At 70.4% G+C, this 19,616-nt stretch carries 21 protein-coding genes and 1 tRNA gene; 16 read left to right on the top strand and 6 right to left on the bottom strand.

Annotation, left to right across the window (positions count from 1 at the left end):
- Positions 1-12 precede the first annotated feature (12 nt).
- Positions 13-651: an MBL fold metallo-hydrolase gene (locus AAIB33_RS07065; protein ID WP_345802838.1), complete on the bottom strand. Its 639-nt coding sequence runs from the start codon at positions 649-651 to the stop codon at positions 13-15.
- Positions 652-758: 107 nt separating this feature from the next.
- On the opposite strand from AAIB33_RS07065, the gene AAIB33_RS07060 reads away from it, so the two are divergent.
- A tRNA-Glu gene (locus AAIB33_RS07060) sits at positions 759-834 on the top strand.
- A gap of 230 nt (positions 835-1,064) precedes the next feature.
- Positions 1,065-1,355 (top strand): hypothetical protein, encoded by a 291-nt coding sequence (locus AAIB33_RS07055; protein ID WP_345802837.1) that lies wholly within the window; start codon positions 1,065-1,067, stop codon positions 1,353-1,355.
- Between the two features lie 6 nt (positions 1,356-1,361).
- Here the strand turns inward: AAIB33_RS07055 and AAIB33_RS07050 are convergent, their stop codons facing one another.
- Together AAIB33_RS07050 and AAIB33_RS07045 are read right to left on the bottom strand one after the other, a co-directional pair.
- Positions 1,362-2,519, bottom strand: coding sequence for a DUF4349 domain-containing protein (locus tag AAIB33_RS07050; RefSeq protein ID WP_345802836.1), 1,158 nt, complete (start codon positions 2,517-2,519; stop codon positions 1,362-1,364).
- Complete coding sequence (locus AAIB33_RS07045; protein WP_345802835.1) at positions 2,516-3,070, bottom strand: RNA polymerase sigma factor; 555 nt, start codon at positions 3,068-3,070, stop codon at positions 2,516-2,518. The genes AAIB33_RS07050 and AAIB33_RS07045 overlap by 4 nt, the downstream gene beginning before the upstream one ends.
- Positions 3,071-3,336: 266 nt before the next feature.
- Here AAIB33_RS07045 and AAIB33_RS07040 point away from each other — a divergent pair, with 266 nt between their 5' ends.
- The 7 genes from AAIB33_RS07040 to AAIB33_RS07010 all read left to right on the top strand — a co-directional run bounded on the left by AAIB33_RS07040 (position 3,337) and on the right by AAIB33_RS07010 (position 11,014).
- Positions 3,337-4,413 carry a TerC family protein gene (locus tag AAIB33_RS07040; RefSeq protein WP_345802834.1) on the top strand — a complete coding sequence of 359 codons (1,077 nt, stop codon included), beginning with the start codon at positions 3,337-3,339 and terminating at the stop codon, positions 4,411-4,413.
- Positions 4,414-4,574: 161 nt separating this feature from the next.
- Entirely contained in the window at positions 4,575-6,056 is a 1,482-nt protein-coding gene (gene leuC, locus AAIB33_RS07035) for a 3-isopropylmalate dehydratase large subunit (protein ID WP_345802833.1), read from the top strand.
- A 1-nt stretch (position 6,057) separates the two neighbouring features.
- Positions 6,058-6,675: a 3-isopropylmalate dehydratase small subunit gene (gene leuD, locus AAIB33_RS07030; protein ID WP_345802832.1), complete on the top strand. Its 618-nt coding sequence runs from the start codon at positions 6,058-6,060 to the stop codon at positions 6,673-6,675.
- Between the two features lie 82 nt (positions 6,676-6,757).
- Positions 6,758-8,128 (top strand): UDP-N-acetylglucosamine 1-carboxyvinyltransferase, encoded by a 1,371-nt coding sequence (murA, locus tag AAIB33_RS07025; RefSeq protein ID WP_345802831.1) that lies wholly within the window; start codon positions 6,758-6,760, stop codon positions 8,126-8,128.
- Between the two features lie 4 nt (positions 8,129-8,132).
- On the top strand, positions 8,133-8,903 hold the full coding sequence (locus AAIB33_RS07020) for a lysophospholipid acyltransferase family protein (protein WP_345802830.1): 771 nt from the start codon (positions 8,133-8,135) through the stop codon (positions 8,901-8,903).
- Positions 8,893-10,026, top strand: coding sequence for an NAD(P)H-dependent glycerol-3-phosphate dehydrogenase (locus AAIB33_RS07015; RefSeq protein WP_345802829.1), 1,134 nt, complete (start codon positions 8,893-8,895; stop codon positions 10,024-10,026). The genes AAIB33_RS07020 and AAIB33_RS07015 overlap by 11 nt, the downstream gene beginning before the upstream one ends.
- Positions 9,926-11,014 (top strand): D-alanine--D-alanine ligase family protein, encoded by a 1,089-nt coding sequence (locus AAIB33_RS07010; RefSeq protein WP_345802828.1) that lies wholly within the window; start codon positions 9,926-9,928, stop codon positions 11,012-11,014. The genes AAIB33_RS07015 and AAIB33_RS07010 overlap by 101 nt, the downstream gene beginning before the upstream one ends.
- Here the strand turns inward: AAIB33_RS07010 and AAIB33_RS07005 are convergent, their stop codons facing one another.
- Positions 11,015-11,518, bottom strand: coding sequence for a DUF3515 family protein (locus tag AAIB33_RS07005; RefSeq protein ID WP_345802827.1), 504 nt, complete (start codon positions 11,516-11,518; stop codon positions 11,015-11,017).
- 22 nt (positions 11,519-11,540) lie between these two features.
- On the opposite strand from AAIB33_RS07005, the gene thiL reads away from it, so the two are divergent.
- Positions 11,541-12,530 (top strand): thiamine-phosphate kinase, encoded by a 990-nt coding sequence (thiL, locus tag AAIB33_RS07000; protein WP_345802826.1) that lies wholly within the window; start codon positions 11,541-11,543, stop codon positions 12,528-12,530.
- Here thiL and rsmD read toward each other — a convergent pair.
- Positions 12,500-13,081 (bottom strand): 16S rRNA (guanine(966)-N(2))-methyltransferase RsmD, encoded by a 582-nt coding sequence (gene rsmD / locus AAIB33_RS06995; RefSeq protein WP_345802825.1) that lies wholly within the window; start codon positions 13,079-13,081, stop codon positions 12,500-12,502. The genes thiL and rsmD overlap by 31 nt on opposite strands.
- A gap of 50 nt (positions 13,082-13,131) precedes the next feature.
- Between rsmD and AAIB33_RS06990 the strand changes: the two genes are divergently transcribed.
- From AAIB33_RS06990 to mutM, 6 genes are all read left to right on the top strand, one after another.
- Positions 13,132-15,294: an ATP-dependent DNA helicase RecG gene (locus AAIB33_RS06990; RefSeq protein ID WP_345802824.1), complete on the top strand. Its 2,163-nt coding sequence runs from the start codon at positions 13,132-13,134 to the stop codon at positions 15,292-15,294.
- Positions 15,295-15,332: 38 nt separating this feature from the next.
- Positions 15,333-15,827 (top strand): pantetheine-phosphate adenylyltransferase, encoded by a 495-nt coding sequence (coaD, locus tag AAIB33_RS06985; protein WP_345802823.1) that lies wholly within the window; start codon positions 15,333-15,335, stop codon positions 15,825-15,827.
- 107 nt (positions 15,828-15,934) lie between these two features.
- Positions 15,935-16,423, top strand: a complete 489-nt coding sequence (locus tag AAIB33_RS06980) for a YceD family protein (RefSeq protein ID WP_345803394.1) — start codon at positions 15,935-15,937, stop codon at positions 16,421-16,423.
- Positions 16,424-16,452: 29 nt separating this feature from the next.
- On the top strand, positions 16,453-16,662 hold the full coding sequence (rpmF, locus tag AAIB33_RS06975; protein ID WP_028495421.1) for a 50S ribosomal protein L32: 210 nt from the start codon (positions 16,453-16,455) through the stop codon (positions 16,660-16,662).
- Positions 16,663-16,678: 16 nt separating this feature from the next.
- A complete protein-coding gene (gene rnc, locus AAIB33_RS06970) occupies positions 16,679-17,404 on the top strand; it encodes a ribonuclease III (RefSeq protein WP_345802822.1) in 726 nt (241 codons plus the stop codon).
- Positions 17,397-18,335: a bifunctional DNA-formamidopyrimidine glycosylase/DNA-(apurinic or apyrimidinic site) lyase gene (gene mutM / locus AAIB33_RS06965; RefSeq protein WP_345802821.1), complete on the top strand. Its 939-nt coding sequence runs from the start codon at positions 17,397-17,399 to the stop codon at positions 18,333-18,335. The genes rnc and mutM overlap by 8 nt, the downstream gene beginning before the upstream one ends.
- Positions 18,336-18,356: 21 nt before the next feature.
- On the opposite strand, the gene AAIB33_RS06960 is transcribed toward mutM, so the two are convergent.
- Positions 18,357-19,442, bottom strand: a complete 1,086-nt coding sequence (locus tag AAIB33_RS06960) for a GNAT family N-acetyltransferase (RefSeq protein WP_345802820.1) — start codon at positions 19,440-19,442, stop codon at positions 18,357-18,359.
- Positions 19,443-19,616: the final 174 nt, after the last annotated feature.

Genomic DNA, 19,616 nt, shown 5'->3' with positions numbered 1-19,616 from the left:
ATTCCCGTGGTGTCAGATGTCGGCTGCCTCGCCGGGCTCCAGGGCGAGGAACTCGCCGCCGTCCTGCTCGACCGCCCACTTGAGGCGAGCTCTGCCCATGTCGCGGCCGATGACCGACAGCGTCATGTCGTGCGTGCCGAACGCCTGCCGCGGCTTCACGGCCAGGACGAAATCCATCGCCTCGCCGATCTTCAGCCACGGCGCGCCGACGGGGGCGGCGAGCAGCGTCACCTTGGCGCCCTTCGGCACGGCATACGAGTCGCCCGGGTAGTAGAACTCGTCGTTGACGAGCACGCCGACGTTGTCGACGACGGGGATCGACTCGTGGATGACGTTGTGCTTGCCGCCGAAGAACGTCAGCGTGAAGGAGTCGAGCGTTACCGTGTCGCCGGGGTTCACGACGGTGATGTCGTAGCCGCCCGCCGCCTTCGCGACCCCCTCGGGTCCGTAGATCGGGATGCCGGGCGCGTACTGCAGGATGCGGTCGAGATGGTCGGCCGTCCAATGATCGGGATGCTCGTGCGTGATGACGACCGCGACGACGCTGTTGAGGTCGTCGAGGGGCATCGTGAAGCTGCCGGGATCGATCACGAGCTTCGCGCCGTCGTTCTCGATCGTGAGGGCCGCGTGCTCGAATTTGGTGACTCGCATGCCCCGAGTCAAGCGCCGCGAAAGGCCCGCGAGCAAGGGGAGAAGGCCCTTCCCGCCTCGATTTGGCGCACTGGAATCGCCATGGCATACTTGAACGGTTGCCTGACGGCCCCATCGTATAGCGGCCTAGTACGCCGCCCTCTCACGGCGGTAACGCGGGTTCGAATCCCGCTGGGGTCACCAACGAACGCGAAAGAGCCGGTCCTCCTGGACCGGCTCTTTCTGCGTCTGCTCCGCACGTCCGCCGGCACCGAGTGCCCGGCCCGGCGGTCCCGCATCCCACGATTCCTCGCCGAACTAGCAAACGCCTCGCAACCGGTCAAGCGGCTGGGCCTGCACCCACGATCAGGTCAGTATGAACAGACGGACCGTGCCGGGCTTCGTGCGCCCGCGGGCCCGGGTGAGTGAGTGCGATGAAAGATTTGTTGATCAGCGGGAGCCGGTTCCTCACGACGGACGACGTCGCGGACGCCATCCTGAACTACGCCAGGGCCCTGGCCCAATACGGACAATCCGACATCGTGCGCTTTCCGGCTCTCGTCGACGGCGTCGCGGCGACGTCGTGGCTCACTCTCGGGCCCGGATCCGGGTCGGTGCTGGCGGCTGTCTCGGTCGCGGATGCGCCGATCGGCTCGCTCGACGGGGCGCGTGAAGCCTCGGAGGACATCCGCACCCGGACGCTGCACCTCGAAGCCCAGAGCTGAGCCGGCTCACTCGGCCGGCCGCTCCGCCTTCCCCGTCGTCGCGGAACGCCGGGCTCGCCGCGCCCTGACCAGCCGCACGACGCCCCAGACGATGAGGGCGACGACGGCGGCGACGGCCAGCCAGGGGAGGAGGAATCCGAGCGCGACCACGATGCCGTTCAGGGTCGCGACGAGACCGTTCCAGCCCGCGGCGAGACCGTCGGTGAACCCCGCCGGGTCGGCCTTCACGGGCTCCGACGCAGGGGTCAGGGTGACCGTCAGCGACGACATGTCGACCTGACTCTGCAGCGATTGGAGCTGCTGCTGGTACGACTCGAGCGTCGCCTGACGCTCCGAGAGAGCCGTCTCGGCGGCGATGAGGTCGGACAGGTCGGCGGCCTGCGCCATGAGCTGCGTCAGCCGGTCGACGGATGCCTGGGTCGCGTCGACGCGCGCCTGCAGATCGACGGTCTGCTCGGTGACGTCCTGCCGGTTGATCGACGTGGCCGTCACCTCGCCGAGGTCGGACAGCTGGTCCATCATGGCGGTCAGCTGATCGGACGGCACGCGCACCGTGATCCAGGCCCCGTCGGTCTGCGGATACGGGTAGGTCGGGTCGGAGACGATGCCGGGCTCGACGGGCGTCGCCTTCCCGCTCTGGCCGACGCTCATGGACTCGACGTAGCCGCCGTGCGATTCCGCCGAGGCGGCGACGTCCCGGGCGGCCGGGGTCACGTCGTCGACGACGACCGTCGCCGAGGCGGTCATGATGATGTCGCGTCCCGCCGTCGCATCGTTCGCACCGGGGACGGATGCCGCGCCCAGCCCCGCGCTCTCGCGCGAAGACCCGTCGGCCGCGCCTCCCGACGTGTCCGGGGCGAGAGGTTCAGCGGGGGCAGGGCCGCTGTCGGTCGAGGTGCCGTCCGCCGTGCCGACCTCGCTCGAGGAGCTCCCGGCCGTGCCGGTGACGAGCGGCACGATCGCGGGGGAGATGACGGCTGCCACGACGACGACCGCCGCGGCTGCCGCTCCGCCGATCCACCAGCGGCGCCGACGGATGCGGGCGGAGGTGCGTTCCCGTCCGATGGCCGCGAAGAGCGACTCCTCGATCTCGGCGATGCGCTCATCGGGAAGCTCGGGAAGACGGTCGCCCTGAGCGGACGCCTCGTCGTGCGCGGTGTTCATGTGCTCTCCTTGACGGTCGTCCGCAGTCGCGTGCGGATGCGGGAGAGACGATTGCGCACGACCCCGTGGGCGACGCCGAGTTCGTCGGCGGCGGCCTGATAGGCGTACCCCTCGACGGCGCAGAGCCGGAAGATGTCGCGATCGATGGGCCCGAGGCCCGCGACCTCGCGCAGGATCCGCTCGGCGAGGTCGTCGTCGATCACCTGCTGCTCGACATCCACCGTCGCCGGAAGCGACTCGTCGGCCTCGCCGGCCGTCCGCTCCCGGTCGCGGCGCTGCCGACGGATGCGGTTCGCCGCCTGCAGCCGGGCGATCGTCGCGAGCCACGGGAGCAGCGAATCGCCGGCGAGCTCGAGCCCGCCGAGCTTGCGCCAGGCCGCGAGGAACGTCTCCTGAGTGACGTCCTCCGCGTCGGGCGCGTTGCCGACGAGCCCGTGCGCGATCCAGTACACGGGTCGCACGTACGCGCGGTACAGCGCACGGAAGGCATGCTCGCTGCCGTCCGCCGCCGCGCGCACGAGCGCGGCATCCGTCGTCTCGATGTCAGTCATCCCCGTCCGTCCGTCAGGCCGGCGCCTCATTGTCTCTCACCCGGATGGTGTCGCACCGGAGCGATTCGTCTCACGGTGCTCGGCGGCATCCTTCACCTCCTCGAAACACGGGCACGGCCGAGGGGCGGGTATCCTGATCGGGCGAGAGGGAGTATCCCACCTCGCGCGTCCGTCATCACGGGATCCCGTCGTGCATCCCCGGGCGCGCGCCGCAGCAGCGGGGGAGAGACTTTCGGCCCTTGGCGACCCCCTCCCGAAAGGCCTTCATGACCTACGAGATCCCTGTCTGGTTCGAGGTCGGCGCGCTCGTCGTGCTGACACTCATCCTCCTCGCCGATCTGCTCCTCATCATCAAGCGACCGCACATCCCGTCGCTCAAGGAGGCGACGCTGTGGGTCGTCTTCTACGTCTCGCTCGCGCTGATCTTCTCCGTCGTGCTCCTCTGGGTGACCCAGAGCCCGCAGGCGATGGGTGAATTCGTCGCGGGCTGGCTCACGGAGTACAGCCTCTCCGTCGACAACCTCTTCGTCTTCGTGCTGATCATGGCCCAGTTCGCCGTGCCCAGGCGCTACCAGCAGCAGGTGCTCATGGTGGGCATCATCATCGCGCTCATCCTGCGCGGCGTCTTCATCCTGCTCGGCGCCGCGCTCATCGAGAGCTTCAGCTGGATCTTCTACATCTTCGGCGCGTTCCTGGTCTTCACGGCGTGGCGCCAGGCGTTCCCGAGCAAGCACGAGGACGACGTGCAGACCGAGGCCGGGATCGTGCGATTCGCGCGTCGCTTCATCGACATCAGCGACCACTACGACGAGGGGAAGCTCCGCACCGTCGTGAAGGGCAAGCGGATCTGGACGCCCATGATCCTCGTGTTCATCGCGATCGGCGTCACCGACCTCATCTTCGCGATCGACTCGATCCCGGCGATCTTCGGCATCACGCAAAACCCGTTCATCGTGTTCACGGCGAACCTGTTCGCTCTCATGGGACTGCGACAGCTCTACTTCCTCCTGGGCGGGCTGCTGGATCGCCTCAAGTACCTCCACTACGGCATCGCCTTCATCCTCGGCTTCATCGGCGTCAAGCTGTTCTTCCACGCCCTGCACGTCAACGAGCTGCCGTTCATCAACGGCGGCGAGCCCGTCGAGTGGGCCCCCGAGATCTCGACCTGGACGTCGCTTCTCGTCATCGTCGTCTCGATGGCCGTCGCGACGATCGCGAGCCTCGTCTCGTCGTCCCGGGAGAAGAAGGCGGAGACGATGGATGCCGCGGCCGCGGCCGTCGCGGAGGAGAAGGGCACCCCACCGACGGTGGAGCAGCCGCCGGCCTCCGACGACCCTCGCTGAGCGGGGGCGCGCGACGAGCGCTTCGCACCCGGTGGTAGTGTGGCCGGGTGCGGATCGCTCGCCTTCTCCTTAGCGGCCGCGGCGAGATCTCGTTCTGAGCCCCTCCTCGTCGCGGAGTCCGTTGTGGGCTTGATCCCCCATCCGAGGAGAACGACAGAGCAATGAGCACCCCTGTTTCCGACGGCTTCGGCATTCCCGATCGTCCGCGCACCCTGGCCGAGAAGGTCTGGGACGACCACCTGGTCGTGAAGGGCGAGAACGGCGAGCCCGACCTCATCTACATCGACCTGCACCTCGTCCACGAGGTCACGAGCCCGCAGGCCTTCGACGGCCTCCGCGCCGAGGGTCGCCCCGTCCGCCGACTCGATCTCACGATCGCGACGGAGGACCACAACACCCCGACCCTCGAGATCGACAAGCCGATCGCCGACCTCACGAGCCGCACGCAGATCGAGACGCTGCGCCGGAACGCCGCGGAGTTCGGTGTGCGTCTGCACTCGCTCGGCGACAAGGAGCAGGGCATCGTGCACGTCGTGGGCCCCCAGCTCGGTCTCACGATGCCCGGCATCACGGTCGTCTGCGGCGACTCGCACACCTCGACCCACGGCGCCTTCGGCGCCATGGCGTTCGGCATCGGCACGAGCGAGGTCGAGCATGTCCTCGCGACCCAAACCCTGCCGCTCAAGCCGTTCAAGACGATGGCGATCACGGTCGAGGGCGAGCTGAAGCCCGGCGTGACGGCGAAGGACATCATCCTCGCGGTCACCGCGAAGATCGGCACGAACGGCGGCCAGGGCTACGTCCTGGAATACCGCGGGTCCGCGATCCGCTCCCTCTCCATGGAGGGACGCATGACGATCTGCAACATGTCGATCGAGGCGGGCGCGCGCGCCGGCATGGTCGCGCCCGACGAGACGACGTTCGCGTACCTCGAGGGTCGTCCGCACGCTCCCCAGGGTCAGGACTGGGACGACGCCGTCGCCTACTGGCGGACCCTGCCCAGCGACGAGGGTGCCGTCTACGACGCCGAGGTCTTCCTCGACGCGAACGAGCTCGAGCCCTTCGTGACGTGGGGGACGAACCCCGGCCAGGGGGTGTCGCTCTCCGACGTCGTGCCCTCTCCCGAGTCGTTCGCCGACCCCAACGAGCGGGCCGCCGCCGAGCGTGCCCTCGAGTACATGGACCTCGAGGCCGGCACCCCGCTCAAGGAGATCCCGGTCGACGCGGTCTTCATGGGGTCGTGCACCAACAGCCGCATCGAAGACCTCCGCGCCTTCGCCTCGATCATCGAGGGCCGCACCAAGGCCCCGGGCGTGCGCGTCATGGTCGTCCCCGGCTCGGCGCGGGTGCGCCTGGAGGCCGAGGCGGAGGGCCTGGACAAGGTCTTCGAGGAGTTCGGCGCCGAGTGGCGGTTCGCCGGGTGCTCGATGTGCCTGGGCATGAACCCGGATCAGCTCGCACCGGGGGAGCGCTGCGCGTCGACCTCGAACCGCAACTTCGAGGGCCGCCAGGGCAAGGGCGGGCGCACGCATCTCGTGTCGCCGCTCGTCGCGGCCGCCACGGCGGTGCGCGGCACGCTCTCGAGCCCGAGCGACCTTCCGGTGCTTCGACAAGCTCAGCAGGAGCGGGAAGGGGTGGCCTGACATGGAGAAGTTCACGACGCACACCGGAATCGCCGCGCCGCTCAAGCGCTCCGCGGTCGACACCGACCAGATCATCCCGGCCGTGTACCTCAAGCGCGTCACCAAGACGGGCTTCGACGACGCCCTCTTCGCCAACTGGCGGCAGGACCCCGAGTTCGTCCTCAATCAGCCCGCGTACGCCGGCGCGTCGATCCTCGTCGCGGGACCCGACTTCGGCACGGGGTCGAGCCGTGAGCACGCCGTCTGGGCGCTCCGCGACTACGGCTTCAAGGTCGTGCTCAGCCCGAAGTTCGCCGACATCTTCCGCGGCAACTCCGGCAAGCAGGGACTCGTGACGGGCGTCGTCTCGGAAGACGACCTCGAGGCGATCTGGGCGGCGATCGAGGCGGAGCCGGGCGCTCGGATGACGGTCGACCTCGAGTCGCGCACGGCGACGATCGGCCCCTCGGCAGGCTCGGGGACGGTCTTGGAGGTCCCGTTCGAGATCGACGATTACACTAGGTGGCGCCTTCTCGAGGGTCTCGACGACATCGGGCTGACCTTGCGCAACGAAGCCAGGATCTCCGAATTCGAGGCTCGTCGCGAGGCGTGGAGGCCTCGCACACTTCCGATTCCGTAAGCTAAGGCGTTCCCGCACCCTCGCCGGCGCCCCACCAGGGCGAGCCGCGCCATCCATCACCGACAAAGTGAGGTCCCACCGGATGAACACACTTCTCAGCGACTCGGCAGGTCCGAAGACAGGAGACAGAGAGTTGTCCGGAGAGACCCTCGCGATCCGCGGCGGTCGACCGCTGACGGGTCGCGTCGAGGTGAAGGGTGCGAAGAACCTCGCGACGAAGGCCATGGTCGCGGCGCTGCTCGGCGAGACGACCAGCACGCTGCGCGATGTCCCCGACATCAGCGACGTGCAGGTCGTCCGCTCGCTGCTCGAGGTGCACGGCGTGCGCGTCGACGACGGCGACGAGGAGGGCGTGCTCCACCTCGACCCGAGCGGCGCCGTGTCGGCCCACTTCGAGGAGATCGACGCGCACGCCGGGGCATCCCGCATCCCGATCCTGTTCTGCGGGCCGCTCCTGCACCTGCTCGGCCAGGCGTTCATCCCCGACCTCGGCGGGTGCCGCATCGGCGACCGTCCCATCGACTTCCACCTCGACGCGCTGCGCAACTTCGGCGCGATCGTCGAGAAGCTGCCGAGCGGCATCCGCCTGTCGGCCCCGCAGGGCCTGCACGGCGCACTCATCGAGCTGCCCTACCCGAGCGTCGGCGCGACGGAGCAGGTGCTGCTCACGGCCGTCCGGGCGAAGGGCACGACCGAGCTGCGCAACGCGGCGATCGAGCCCGAGATCATGGACCTCATCGCGGTGCTGCAGAAGATGGGCGCGATCATCTCGTACGAGCCGAACCGCGTCATCCTCATCGAGGGCGTCGACTCGCTGCGGGGGTACGACCACCGCTGCATCTTCGACCGCAACGAGGCGGCCTCGTGGGCGTGCGCCGCCCTCGCGACCGACGGCGACGTCTTCGTCGGCGGCGCCAAGCAGCAGGAGATGCTCACCTTCCTCAACGTCTTCCGCAAGGCGGGCGGCTGGTTCGACATCCGCGAGGACGGCATCCAGTTCCGTCGCGACGGCGCGCTGAAGCCCGTCGTCGTCGAGACCGACGTCCACCCGGGCTTCATGACCGACTGGCAGCAGCCGCTCATCGTGGCGCTGACGCAGGCCCCCGGCGTGTCGACCGTCCACGAGACCGTGTACGAGAACCGCCTCGGCTTCACGAAGGCCCTCGTGCAGATGGGCGCCGACATCGTCGTGCACCCGCACGGGCTCGCCTCCGCCGACCGCCGCGTTCCGCGTCGGGAGCTCGAGCAGGCCGCCGTCATCACGGGCCCGACGCCGCTGCACGGCGCCGACGTCGTGGTGCCGGATCTGCGCGGGGGCTACAGCTACCTCATCGCCGCTCTCGCGGCGGAGGGCGAGTCGGTCGTGCGCAACGTCGGCATCATCCGTCGCGGCTACGAGAAGCTGTTCGCCAAGCTCGACGCCCTCGGCGCCGACTTCGACGTCATCGGCTGACGCCGTGGCAGCCACCTCGCCGCGGCTGAAGGCGTCGACCGAGAAGTCGAAGCCGAGCGTCTTCTGGCCGCTCGCCGCCGTGATCGCGCCCCTCATCTCGCTGCTGTTCAAGCTCGACATCGAGGGCGCCGAGAACCTGCCGCGCGAAGGCGCGTACGTCCTCGCCCCCAACCACTACTCCGAGTCCGACCCGCTGGCCGTCGCGCTGGCGGTCTGGAAGGCGGGCCGCGCGCCGCGCTTCATGGCGAAGGAGTCGCTGTTCCGCGTGCCGGTGCTGGGCTGGATCCTCCGCATCACCGGCATGGTGCCGGTCGCACGCTCGTCGTCGGCGGCCTCGGCCCGGCAGACGCTCGAAACGTCCGAGACTCTCGTCGAGCTCGGTCGCGGGGTGATCGTGTACCCCGAGGGCACTCTGACGCGCGACCCCGGCATGTGGCCGATGCGCGGCAAGACGGGCGCCGTGCGGCTCGCTCTCGCGGGCGACATCCCGCTCGTCCCGATGGCGCAGTGGGGATGCCAGGCCGTGCTTCCGCGCTACGGCAAGCTCAAGCTCTGGCCGCTGCGGCGCCCCGTGCGGGTCGTCATCGGCCCGCCCGTGGATCTCTCGACGTTCCGCGCGGCCGAGAGTCAGCCTGCCGGTCTCGTGGCGGCGACGGACGTGCTGATGGCCGACATCGCGCAGCTGCTCTCGACGATCCGCGAAGAGCCGGCGCCGGCGGAGCGCTGGAATCCGGCCGAGCACGGGCAGAAGGAGACGGGGCGCCTTGAGCCGTAGGCCGGAGTCGCTGCCGCGGGTCGCCGTGGTCGGCGCGGGCAGCTGGGGGACGACGTTCGGCAAGATCCTCGCCGACGGCGGCGCGCACGTCACGATGTGGGCGCGACGGGCCGAGCTCGCGCACGAGATCGACGAGGCCAAGCGCAACAGCCAGTACCTCCCGGGCATCAACCTGCCCCGGGAGATGTCGGCGACGCACCACCTCTCCGAGGCGCTCGAGAACGCCGATCAGGTCTACCTGTCGGTGCCGAGCCAGACCCTCCGCGAGAACCTCAAGGCCGTGCGGCCGCTCGTGTCGAAGACCGACGTGCCGATCGTCTCCCTCATGAAGGGAGTCGAGCGCCGCACGGGGCTGCGCATGAGCGAGGTCATCCAGCAGGAGCTCGACTGCGACCCGGCCCGCATCGCCGTGGCATCCGGTCCGAATCTCGCGCTCGAGATCGCCCGCGAACAGCCCACCGCGGCCGTCATCGCCTCGACGAGCCAGGAGACGGCGGATGCGGTGGCCCGCCGCTCGCGCAACCGCTACTTCCGCTCGTTCGTCAACACTGACGTCATCGGCACCGAGTTCGGGGGCGTGCTCAAGAACCTCATCGCCGTCGCGATCGGCATCGTCGACGGCGTCGGCTACGGCGAGAACACCAAGGCGTCGATCATCACGCGCGGCCTGGTCGAGATGACCGACTTCGCGGTCGCGCAGGGCGCGCACCCCGAGACGCTGCAGGGCCTCGCGGGTCTCGGCGACCTCATCGCGACGTGCCAGTCGCCCCTCAGCCGCAACAACACCGCCGGGCGCCTGCTTGGACAGGGCTACCGCTTCGACGACGTCGTCAAGCAGATGAACCAGACGGCCGAGGGTCTCGCCTCGGTCGCGCCGGTGCTGCAGCTGGCCAAGGAAGCCGGCATCCAGATGCCCATCGTCGAGCAGGTCAAGCGCGTGCTCGACGGCACCATGGACCCGCGCGAGATCGCGCCGCACCTTACGACCGAAGACGACGAGCCGCAGGGCGAGAGGACGCAGAATGGACAAGCCGGCGGTGGTGGTGCTCTTTGGAGGTCGCTCCAGCGAACACTCGATCAGCTCCGCAACAGCGGGAGGCGTCCTCCGCGCGATCAACCGTGACCGCTATGAGGTGATCCCCGTCGGCATCACGCGCGACGGCGTCTTCGTCCTCGAAGACGACGAGCCCGACAAGTTCGCGCTCGACGCCGAGCGCCTCCCCGAGGTCATCGACAACGGCACGCGCATCCTGTGGCCCGAGGTGGGCGATCGCGAGCTGCGCGTGCGTCGCGCCGACGGCACGGTCGACGAGCTCGGCGCCCTCGACGTCGTGCTGCCGATCCTGCACGGCGTGCACGGCGAGGACGGAACGATCCAGGGCTTCTTCGACACCCTCGAGATCCCCTACGCGGGCGGCGGGGTGCTCGACTCGGCGCTGTGCATGGACAAGCACTTCATGAAGATCGTGCTCCAGGCCGCGGGAGTGTCGGTGTCGCCGTGGATCACGGTCACCCGCGCGCGGTGGGCGTCCGATCCCGAGGGTGTGCGGAGGGATGCCGCCTCCCTCGGCGACCCCGTCTTCGTCAAGCCCGCACGGGCGGGGTCGAGCGTCGGCGTGTCCAAGGTGCACGACCCGTCGGAGCTCGACGCTGGGCTCGAGCTCGCCTTCGCCGAGGACGACAAGGTCCTCATCGAGTCGGCGATCGTCGGCCGCGAAGTGGAGGTCGCGGTCCTGGAGGGTCGCGGGGGCGCCCCCACGCGCGCCTCGCTCCCCGGCGAGATCGTCCTCACGACGCGGGAGTTCTACGACTTCGAGGGCAAGTACCTCGGAGGCGACGGCGCCGATGTCGTGTGCCCGGCGGATCTCACCGATGCCGAGATCGCGGCGATCCAGGAGCTCGGCGTCCGCGCCTTCGAGGCGGTCGACGGGCGCGGTCTCGCCCGCGTCGACTTCTTCCTCACCGCCGACGGCCTCGTCGTCAACGAGCTCAACACGATGCCCGGCTTCACGCCGATCTCGATGTTCCCGAAGTGCTGGCTCGCATCGGGCATGACCTACCCCGAGCTCATCTCGGAGCTCGTCGACACCGCGCTCGAGCGAGCGTCCTGATCAGCCGGTGCCCGAGTCCTGCTCGTCGAGCGGGGCTTCGGGCGCCGTGCACTCGGCGGACTTCGGCAGCTGCGACACGGCCAGACGCACGTCGTCGAGCACGTTGTTGGGCGACACCGCCTGATTGTCGATGTACAGCTGCACGGCGGGCGTGCGCCCGTAGGTCGTCAGCCGGTAGTGGGGCGACTCGGATTCGTCGACGAGCCAGTCGACGCCGCCGACGGTGATGCACCGCAGGGTGGAGGGTCCGGGCGGCTCGACGCCGCAGGTGAGCAGCACCGATGCCGGATCGCCCCACGCCCCCGTGGCCTGCGCGTCGGTCCAGCGCCGCTGCTGCCCGTCGACGGTCTGGGGGAGGCGCACCGTGACGTCGGCGCAGCGCGGATCGTTCGCGTCCGGCGCGGCCTGCAGCGAGACCGTGCTGCTGCAGCCGGCGAGTGCCGCGGTCGCCACGAGAAGAGCGGTGACGGCTCCCGCAGAGCGGACGCGGCGGGATCGGATCACCCCTCCAGGCTAACCTGGCACGATGAGCTCTCCCGCCGCCGCATCCCGCGTCGGAGACCTCTCCGAGGGTGTGATCCTGCGGGCGATCCTCGACCGCCTCGGCCCGTCGTCGGCCCTCCTCGGTCCGGGGGACGACGCGGCCGTCCTCGCGGCGCCGGATGGACGGGTCGTCGCGACCACCGACACGCTCGTGCACGGGCCGGACTTCCGCCTGGCCTGGTCGAGCGCGTTCGACCTGGGCTGGAAGGCCGCTGCCGTCAACCTCGCGGACGTCGCGGCGATGGGCGCGCGTCCGACCGCGCTCCTCGTCGCCCTCGCCATGCCCGACGACACGCTCCTGACCTTCGTCGAGGGCCTCGCGGATGGACTGCGCGCCGCGTGCGAGACACTCGTCCCCGGCTGTGCGGTCGAGGGCGGCGACCTGACCGTGTCGGACACCCTCACGATCGCCGTCACCGCGCTCGGGTCGCTCGATGGACGCACGCCGGTGCGCCGATCGGGAGCGCGCCCCGGCGACGTCGTGGCCGTCGCGGGCGAGCTCGGCCGCGCCGCCCACGGCCTCGCGCTCCTCTTCGGTCGGTTCCGGGATGCCGCGGGCACGCCGATTCCCGTCGACCCCGACGTGCTCGCCCCGGAGGAGCGCGAGGCGCTGGCCGCGCAGCTGCGTCCGGCCCCGCCGCTCGCCCTCGGCCCTGTGGCCGCGGACGCCGGGGCGACCGCCCTCATGGACGTCTCGGACGGGCTCGTGCTCGACGCGCGGCGCATGGCCGACGCCTCCGGCGTGACGATCGTCCTCGACGGTCGCGCCGTCGGGCCCGAGCCGGCGCTGAGCGGGGGAGAGGACCACGCCCTTCTCGCGACGTTCCCCGCCGAAGCGGCGCTGCCCGACGGGTTCCGCCGGATCGGCCTCGTGACCGACCGTGGAGACCTGTCGGTGCTCGTCGATGACGCCGCACCCGCGACGGCCGGCGGCTGGGATCCCTATCGGGACTGGGACTCGGCGCGGGGCTGACCCCACCACATCGTCGTCTCGCCGTAGGCGCGATCGCGCAGCGCCTCGAGCCCGGCGGAGTGCCAGTCGGGCGCGGGGGAGCGTCGCGCCCGCTCCACGACCACCACGGCGTGCTCGGAGAGCAGCGGGCGCAGGGCGTCCAGAGCCGACGCGAGCTCAGCCTCGCCGAGGTCGTACGGCGGGTCGAGGAACGCGAGGTCGAACGGACCGGCGGCACGGGCGAGATACGCCGACACCGCGAGGCGATGCACGCGGATCGCGGCATCCCGTCCCATCGCCTTCGTCACGCGCGCCGCATTGCGCTGGACGACCGTCGCGGCGGGGCCCGCCCGCTCCACGAGATCGGCGGATGCCGCGCCACGGCTGACAGCCTCGAGGCCCAGGGCGCCGGAGCCCGCGTAGAGGTCGACGACCCGGGCGCCGATGAGGGCGTCGGCCGACTCGAGGGCGCCGAAGAGCGACTCGCGCACCCGGTCGCTCGTGGGCCGCGTGCCGCTGCCGGGGACGTCGAGGGTCGTCCCGCCGGCGCGGCCGGCGATGATGCGCGTCACGCTCCCACCCTACAAACCGCGGCGTCGGAGGCGTTGTCTAGAGTGGACGCATGCCCGGCCACACCCTCGAATCGCGCCTCGACGGCGCCGTCGGGGGCAAGACGGCCGGGGTGCTGGAGCGCGCGTTCGGCATGAAGACCGTCGGCGACCTCCTGGCGCACTATCCGCGGCGGTATGCGCGGCGCGGGGAGCTCACGCCCATCCCTTCGCTGCCCGTCGGCGAGCCGGTGACGATCGTGGCCGAAGTGCGCCGCGCCGCCGAGCGGCGCATGCAGGCACGCAAGGGGAACATCCTCGAGGTCGTCATCAGCGACGGCAACGGCGAGCTCTCGCTCACCTTCTTCAATCAGGCCTGGCGGTTGAAAGACCTGCGGCCCGGCCGACGGGGCATCTTCGCGGGCAAGGTGGGCGAATACCGCGGGGCGAAGCAGCTCGCGCACCCCGACTACGAGCTCTTCGACGACGAGGACACGGCGCGGCTGAACGCCCAGGCCTACGCGAACCTGCCGATCCCGATCTATCCGGCGACGTCGACGGTCGCGAGCTGGCAGTTCACGAAGATTGTGGAGCTCGTGCTCGCCGGGCTCGGCGAGATCGGGGATCCGCTGCCCGATGCCCTGCGTGCGCAGCACGGTCTGCTCGACGCCCGCACCGCCATCGAGCGCATCCACCGCCCCGACTTCGAAGACCAGATCGAGCAGGCCCGCGAAACGCTCCGATGGCACGAGGCGTTCGTCCTCCAGGCGGCCCTCCTCCAGCAGCGCCAGTTCGTGCGCGCCCTCTCGGCCACGAAGCGGCCGGCGGGCGCACTGCTGCAGCGCTTCGACGACGCGCTGCCGTTCCCCCGCACCCCCGATCAGATCACGGTCGGCGATCAGGTCGAGCGCGACCTCGTCGGCGAGTGGCCCATGAACCGCCTCGTGCAGGGCGAGGTCGGGTCGGGCAAGACGCTCGTCGCGCTGCGCGCCATGCTGCAGGTCGCCGAGAGCGGCGGCCAGTCGGCCCTCATCGCACCGACCGAGGTGCTCGCGGCGCAGCACGTGCGTTCCATCGCGCGGATGCTGGGCCCGCAGCTCGCGCCCGAGCTCATGCCCACGCTCCTCACCGGTCAGCTCACCGCCGCGGAGCGCCGGAAAGCGGCCCTGCGCGTGGCGTCGGGGCAGGCTCGCATCGTCGTGGGCACGCACGCGCTCCTCAGCGAATCGACGACCTTCGCCGACCTCGGCCTCGTCGTCGTCGACGAGCAGCATCGCTTCGGCGTTGAGCAGCGCGAGTCGCTGCGCGCGAAGGGGAGCTCGCCGCACGCGCTCGTGCTCACCGCGACGCCGATCCCGCGCACGGTGGCGATGACCGTCTTCGGCGACCTCGACGTGTCGACGATCCGCACGATGCCGCAGGGGCGCGCGGGAATCCAGACCTTCGTCGCGCCGCTCGCCGAGAAGCCGGCATGGTTCGCCCGCGTCTGGGAGCGCATCGCGGAGGAGGTCGGTCAGGGTCGCCAGGCCTTCGTCGTGTGCGCCGCGATCGACGCCGAGGCCGCCACGAAGGACGACACCGCCGACGAGAACGTCGAGCCCGAGGAGGGCTCCACGACCCGCACCAGGTGGGGGGTCGTGCAGGCGGGCGACCTGCTGTCCCGGCATCCCGCCTTCTCCGACATCCGCGTCGAGATCCTGCACGGCAAGATGCCCTCCGACGAGAAGGATGCCGTCATGCAGGCCTTCGCACGGGGCGACATCGACGTTCTCGTGGCGACGACCGTCGTCGAGGTCGGAGTCGACGTGCCCAACGCGTCGACGATGGCGATCCTCGAGGCCGACCGCTTCGGCGTCTCGCAGCTGCACCAGCTGCGCGGCCGCGTCGGCCGCGGGGGAGTGCCCGGTCTCTGCCTCCTCGTCACGGAGGCGGCGCCCGGCACGTCCGCCCGCGCGCGCGTCGAGGCGGTCGCCGCGACGCTCGACGGCTTCGAGCTCGCCGAAGTCGACCTCGAGCTGCGCGGCGAAGGCGACGTGCTGGGCGATGCCCAGTCGGGCGTGCGGTCGTCGCTGCGACTGCTGCGCGTCGTGAAGGACGCGGATCTCATCGCAGAGGCTCGGGATGCCGCCGAGCACGTGCTCGCGGACGATCCCGCGCTGCAGCGCCACGCCGGTCTCGCCACGGCGATCGAGCGCCGCGTCGGCATGGAGGAGCGCGCCGCACTGGCGAAGAGCTGACGCGACCGGCCTTCCGCGCAGTCCCATAGGCTGAACCCATGAACCGCCGGATCGCCGTCGTCCCTGGCTCGTTCGACCCGCCGACGCTCGGGCATCTCGACGTCATCCGCCGGGCCGCGGCGCTCTACGACCAGCTCCACGTGCTGGTCGTGCACAATCCGGGCAAGGAGGCGATGCTGCCGATCGCGCAGCGTCTGACGCTGCTCGAGCAGTCGATCGCCGAGAGCGACATCGAGGGCGACGTCGTCGTGGCCTCGTGGAGCATGGGCCTTCTCGTGGACTACGCGACCGATGTCGGCGCCGGGGTGCTCGTGAAGGGCATCCGCTCGCAGGTCGACGTCGCGTACGAGACGCCGATGGCGATCGTGAACCGCCATCTCGCGCACGTCGAGACCGTGTTCCTGCTGCCCGACCCCGCGCACGCCCTGGTCTCGAGCTCGCTCGTGCGGCAGGTGGCATCCCTGGGCGGCGATGTCTCGCCGTTCGTCCCGGCCGCCGTCGCACGGTTCCTCGGAACGCCGGCGGACGTCTGACTCAGGCCTCGCACATGCTGCCGCCGGTAGCATGGACGACCGTGAGAAAGCGCCATACGGGACCCTTCGACCTCCCCGTCCGAGACATCGTCCACCGCCCCGGTGAGATGCGGGAGTTCACTCTCGACGTCCCCGCGCCCGCGAAATGGGGCGAGGGACTCGTGTCCGTGACCGAGGGCGAGCCGATCGCTCTCGACGTGCGTCTGGAATCCGTGCACGAGGGCATCCTCGTCACGGGCGAGGCCGACACGGAGTACACCGGCGTGTGCGGACGATGCCTCCGCGACATCGCCGAGGGCCTCAAAGTCGAGTTTCAGGAGCTTTTCGCGTATCCTGGAGGGGAGACAACTGACTTCGAGGTTCAAGACGACCACGTGGATCTTGAAACTCCGGTCAGGGATGCGATCGTCCTGTCGCTTCCGTTTCAACCGGTCTGTGAGCCGGATTGCCCCGGCCTCGATCCGGCCACGGGTGAGCGACTCACCGCAAAGGCCGGTCCAGCGCCCAGCGCTCCCATCGATCCACGCTGGGCAGCGCTCCAGGACTACACCCAAGACCACGACGACGATGCGCCGCGCCCCGTGCCGGGCAGCTGACCCGTCGAGAACACAGAAGAGAGCTAGCCATGGCAGGTAACCCCCCGAAGCGGAAGGTCTCCCGCTCCAACACGCGTTCGCGTCGTGCCCAGTGGAAGGCGGCGCCCATCACGCTGACCACCACGGTCGAGAACGGCAAGGTCGTCTACAGCCGTCCTCACCAGGCCAAGGTCGTCACCGACTCGCAGGGCACCGAGCTGTTCCTGGAGTACAAGGGCCGCAAGGTCGCCGACGTCTGATCGCCCGACCGGCGACGTGACCGAGGTCACCCCTGATCGCGCGACCGACGAGCTCACCGCAGCTCCGCCGCGCACAGCACTTGCCGAGAAGCTCGGCGTCGACATCGACGCCGAGCTTTTCTCGCTTGCCCTGACGCATCGCTCGTACGCCTACGAGCACGGTCAGATCCCCCACAACGAGCGCCTCGAGTTCCTCGGCGACTCGATCCTCGGGCAGGCGGTGACCGTGCGGCTGTTCACGCAGCATCCCGAGCTCGACGAGGGCTCGCTCGCGAAGCGCCGAGCGTCCGTCGTCTCGACGGTGGCCCTCGCCGACGTCGGACGACGCATCGGGCTGGGCGCGCACATCCTCCTCGGGCGCGGCGAGCACCTGACGGGCGGGCGCGACAAGGACTCGATCCTCGCGGACACGCTGGAGGCGATCATCGGGGCGACGTACCTGTCGGCGGGGCCGGATGCCGCGACCGCCCTCGTGCTGCGGCTCATCGAGCCCCTGCTCGACGACCCCGAGCGCTATGGCGCCGCAATGGACCCGAAGACAAGCCTGCAGGAGCTCGCGGCTCGCCGAGGCGCGGCCGCTCCCGCATATTCCGTCGAGTCGACGGGGCCCGACCACGACCGGCGCTTCACCGCGACCGTCACCGTCGGCGACGTCTCGGCGCAGGGCGCGGGCACGAGCAAGAAGCACGCCGAGGCGGCCGCCGCCCTCAGCGCGTGGCGTCTGCTGAGCGGGCGTGCCTGAACTCCCCGAGGTCGAGGTCGTGCGCGCGGGTCTGGAGCCCGCGGTGTCCGGAGCCACGATCGTCGCCGTGACGGTGCTCGACGAGCGGGCGCTGACCCGTCACGCCGGCGGCGGGTCGCATTTCGAGGCCGCTCTCACCGGGCGCGTCGTCGAGGGCGCCGCACGGCGCGGCAAGTTCCTGTGGCTCCCTCTCGAACCGTCGGCGGGCGCCGACCCCGACGAGGCGATCGTCGGCCACCTCGGCATGAGCGGCCAGCTGCTGCTGCGGGCGCCGGGCTCGCCCGAGGAGCGTCACGAGCGCGTGCGGCTCGACATCCAGCATCCCGAGCACGGGGAGCTCGCCGTCGTGTTCGCCGATCAGCGCACGTTCGGCTCGCTCGCTGTCGACCCCCTCGTGCCCACGCCCGATGGGGCGCCGGGCGGCCGGGGGACGCGGGCTGCGGCGGTTCCGAGCCAGGTCGCGCACATCGCGCGCGACCCGCTCGATACGGCCTTCTCCGACCGGGGATTCCGCGAGGCTCTGGGCCGCAAGAACTCCGCGATCAAGCGCGTGCTGCTCGATCAGACCGTCGTGAGCGGTGTCGGCAACATCTACGCCGACGAGGCGCTGTGGGCCTCGCGCATCCATCCCGAGACTCCCGCTCTCGTGCTGTCGACGCGGGCGGTGAACCGACTCCTCACCGAGGTGCGCGCCGTGCTCGAGAAGGCTCTCGCCGAGGGCGGCACGAGCTTCGACGCCCAGTACGTCAACGTGAACGGACAGGCCGGCTACTTCGCGCACTCGCTCAATGCGTACGGCCGCACGGGACAGCCGTGTCCGCGCTGCGGCCGTCCCATCGTGCGCGTGTCGTTCATGAACCGGTCGAGTCACTACTGCGCGCACTGCCAGAAGCTGCCGAAAGGCGTGGATGCCGCGGTGCGGGCCGGCTGAGCCCGCACCGCGGTCTGCCCGTTACAGGTCGATGACCTTCTTCCAGGCGCCCTCGTAGGCGATCGGCACGAAGCCGATGGCTTCGTTGATGTCGAGCATCGGCCGGTTCTCCTCCGCGTTGTACGTCATGACCCGCGGCGAGTCGGGTGCGATCTCACGCCAGGACAGCAGTCCGGCGCACTTCACGAGCGTGCCGAGCTTGTGCCCGCGGTGCTCCCTGAGCACGAGGGTGTCCTCCTGCCCCGACGCGGCGGTGCGGTCCTTGCCGATCACGAGCTCGTTGAACGCGCACAGCTCACCGGTCTCGATGTGCTGCGCGGCGGTCACGAGCAGGTGCCGGCCGACGTCGGTGTACATGGCGTCGTGGATGCGCAGGCGCTCGGCGTCCCACACCTCCTCGTCCAGCTCGAGTCCGGCCGAGGGGGCGTCGGTCGACATGCGCGATTTCATCCACGCGTAGCCGTCGACGTACTCGGCCGGGGTCGGCAGCGTCCACTGGACGACGCGATAGCCGGCCGAGGCGGCCTTCGCCTCGGCGAGCAGCCGCTCGACCGCGTCGAACGGCGCCCGAAGGTCGAAGACGCTGTTGCGCACGACCTGCTCGAGCGAGTACCCGTTCGCGAGGTAGAAGCGCGCAGCGCGGTCGAGCGGGATCGAGCCGTACCCGGTCGGCGGGGTCAGCGCGGCGCCCGGCGCCGCCGGGTGCGGCGCCCAGGACTGCAGCACCGTGCGCCCGTACTCGCGGGCGACGTCCTCGATGAGCGCGTATGCGGCGCTGCCGATGCCCTCGCCCTGTGCGCTCTGGAGGAGTTCGATCAGCCAGTACGCCGCCTTCGACCCCTCTTCCCAAGGGATGTCGACGCCGATGCGGCCGACCGGCTCGCCGTCGCGCACGATGAGCCACAGGAGCCGGAGCTCGTACTCGTCGGGCCGGTAGATGCCGATGATCTCGTCGGCGGGCATGGTGTGGTCGTCGTGCCCGGAGATCTCCCGGTACACGCGGTTGCGCACGTCGACCATCGCGATGAAGTCGGCGTCCGCGGATTCGATGGATGCCGGGGTCGTGAGTTGTCGGAACTCGAGCCCGGTCATGGTGGTGGTGTTCATTTCTGCTCTCTTGTCAGAGGAAGGGATCGGTGTGGAAGGTCGGGGAAAGAGGGATCGCGGAGCGGCGGCGGGGGGACCGGGGGCGCCCGTGCGGCAGCGGGGATCGTCGCGAGACATCGCGAGGCGCCGGCGTCGTGCGACGGCCGGGGAGCGCCTGCGGGCGGAGTCCTCCTA

This window comes from Microbacterium sp. AZCO (genome assembly GCF_039614715.1).
Classification (GTDB): Bacteria; Actinomycetota; Actinomycetes; order Actinomycetales; family Microbacteriaceae; genus Microbacterium.
This window is presented reverse-complemented; position numbering and strand designations above follow the sequence as displayed.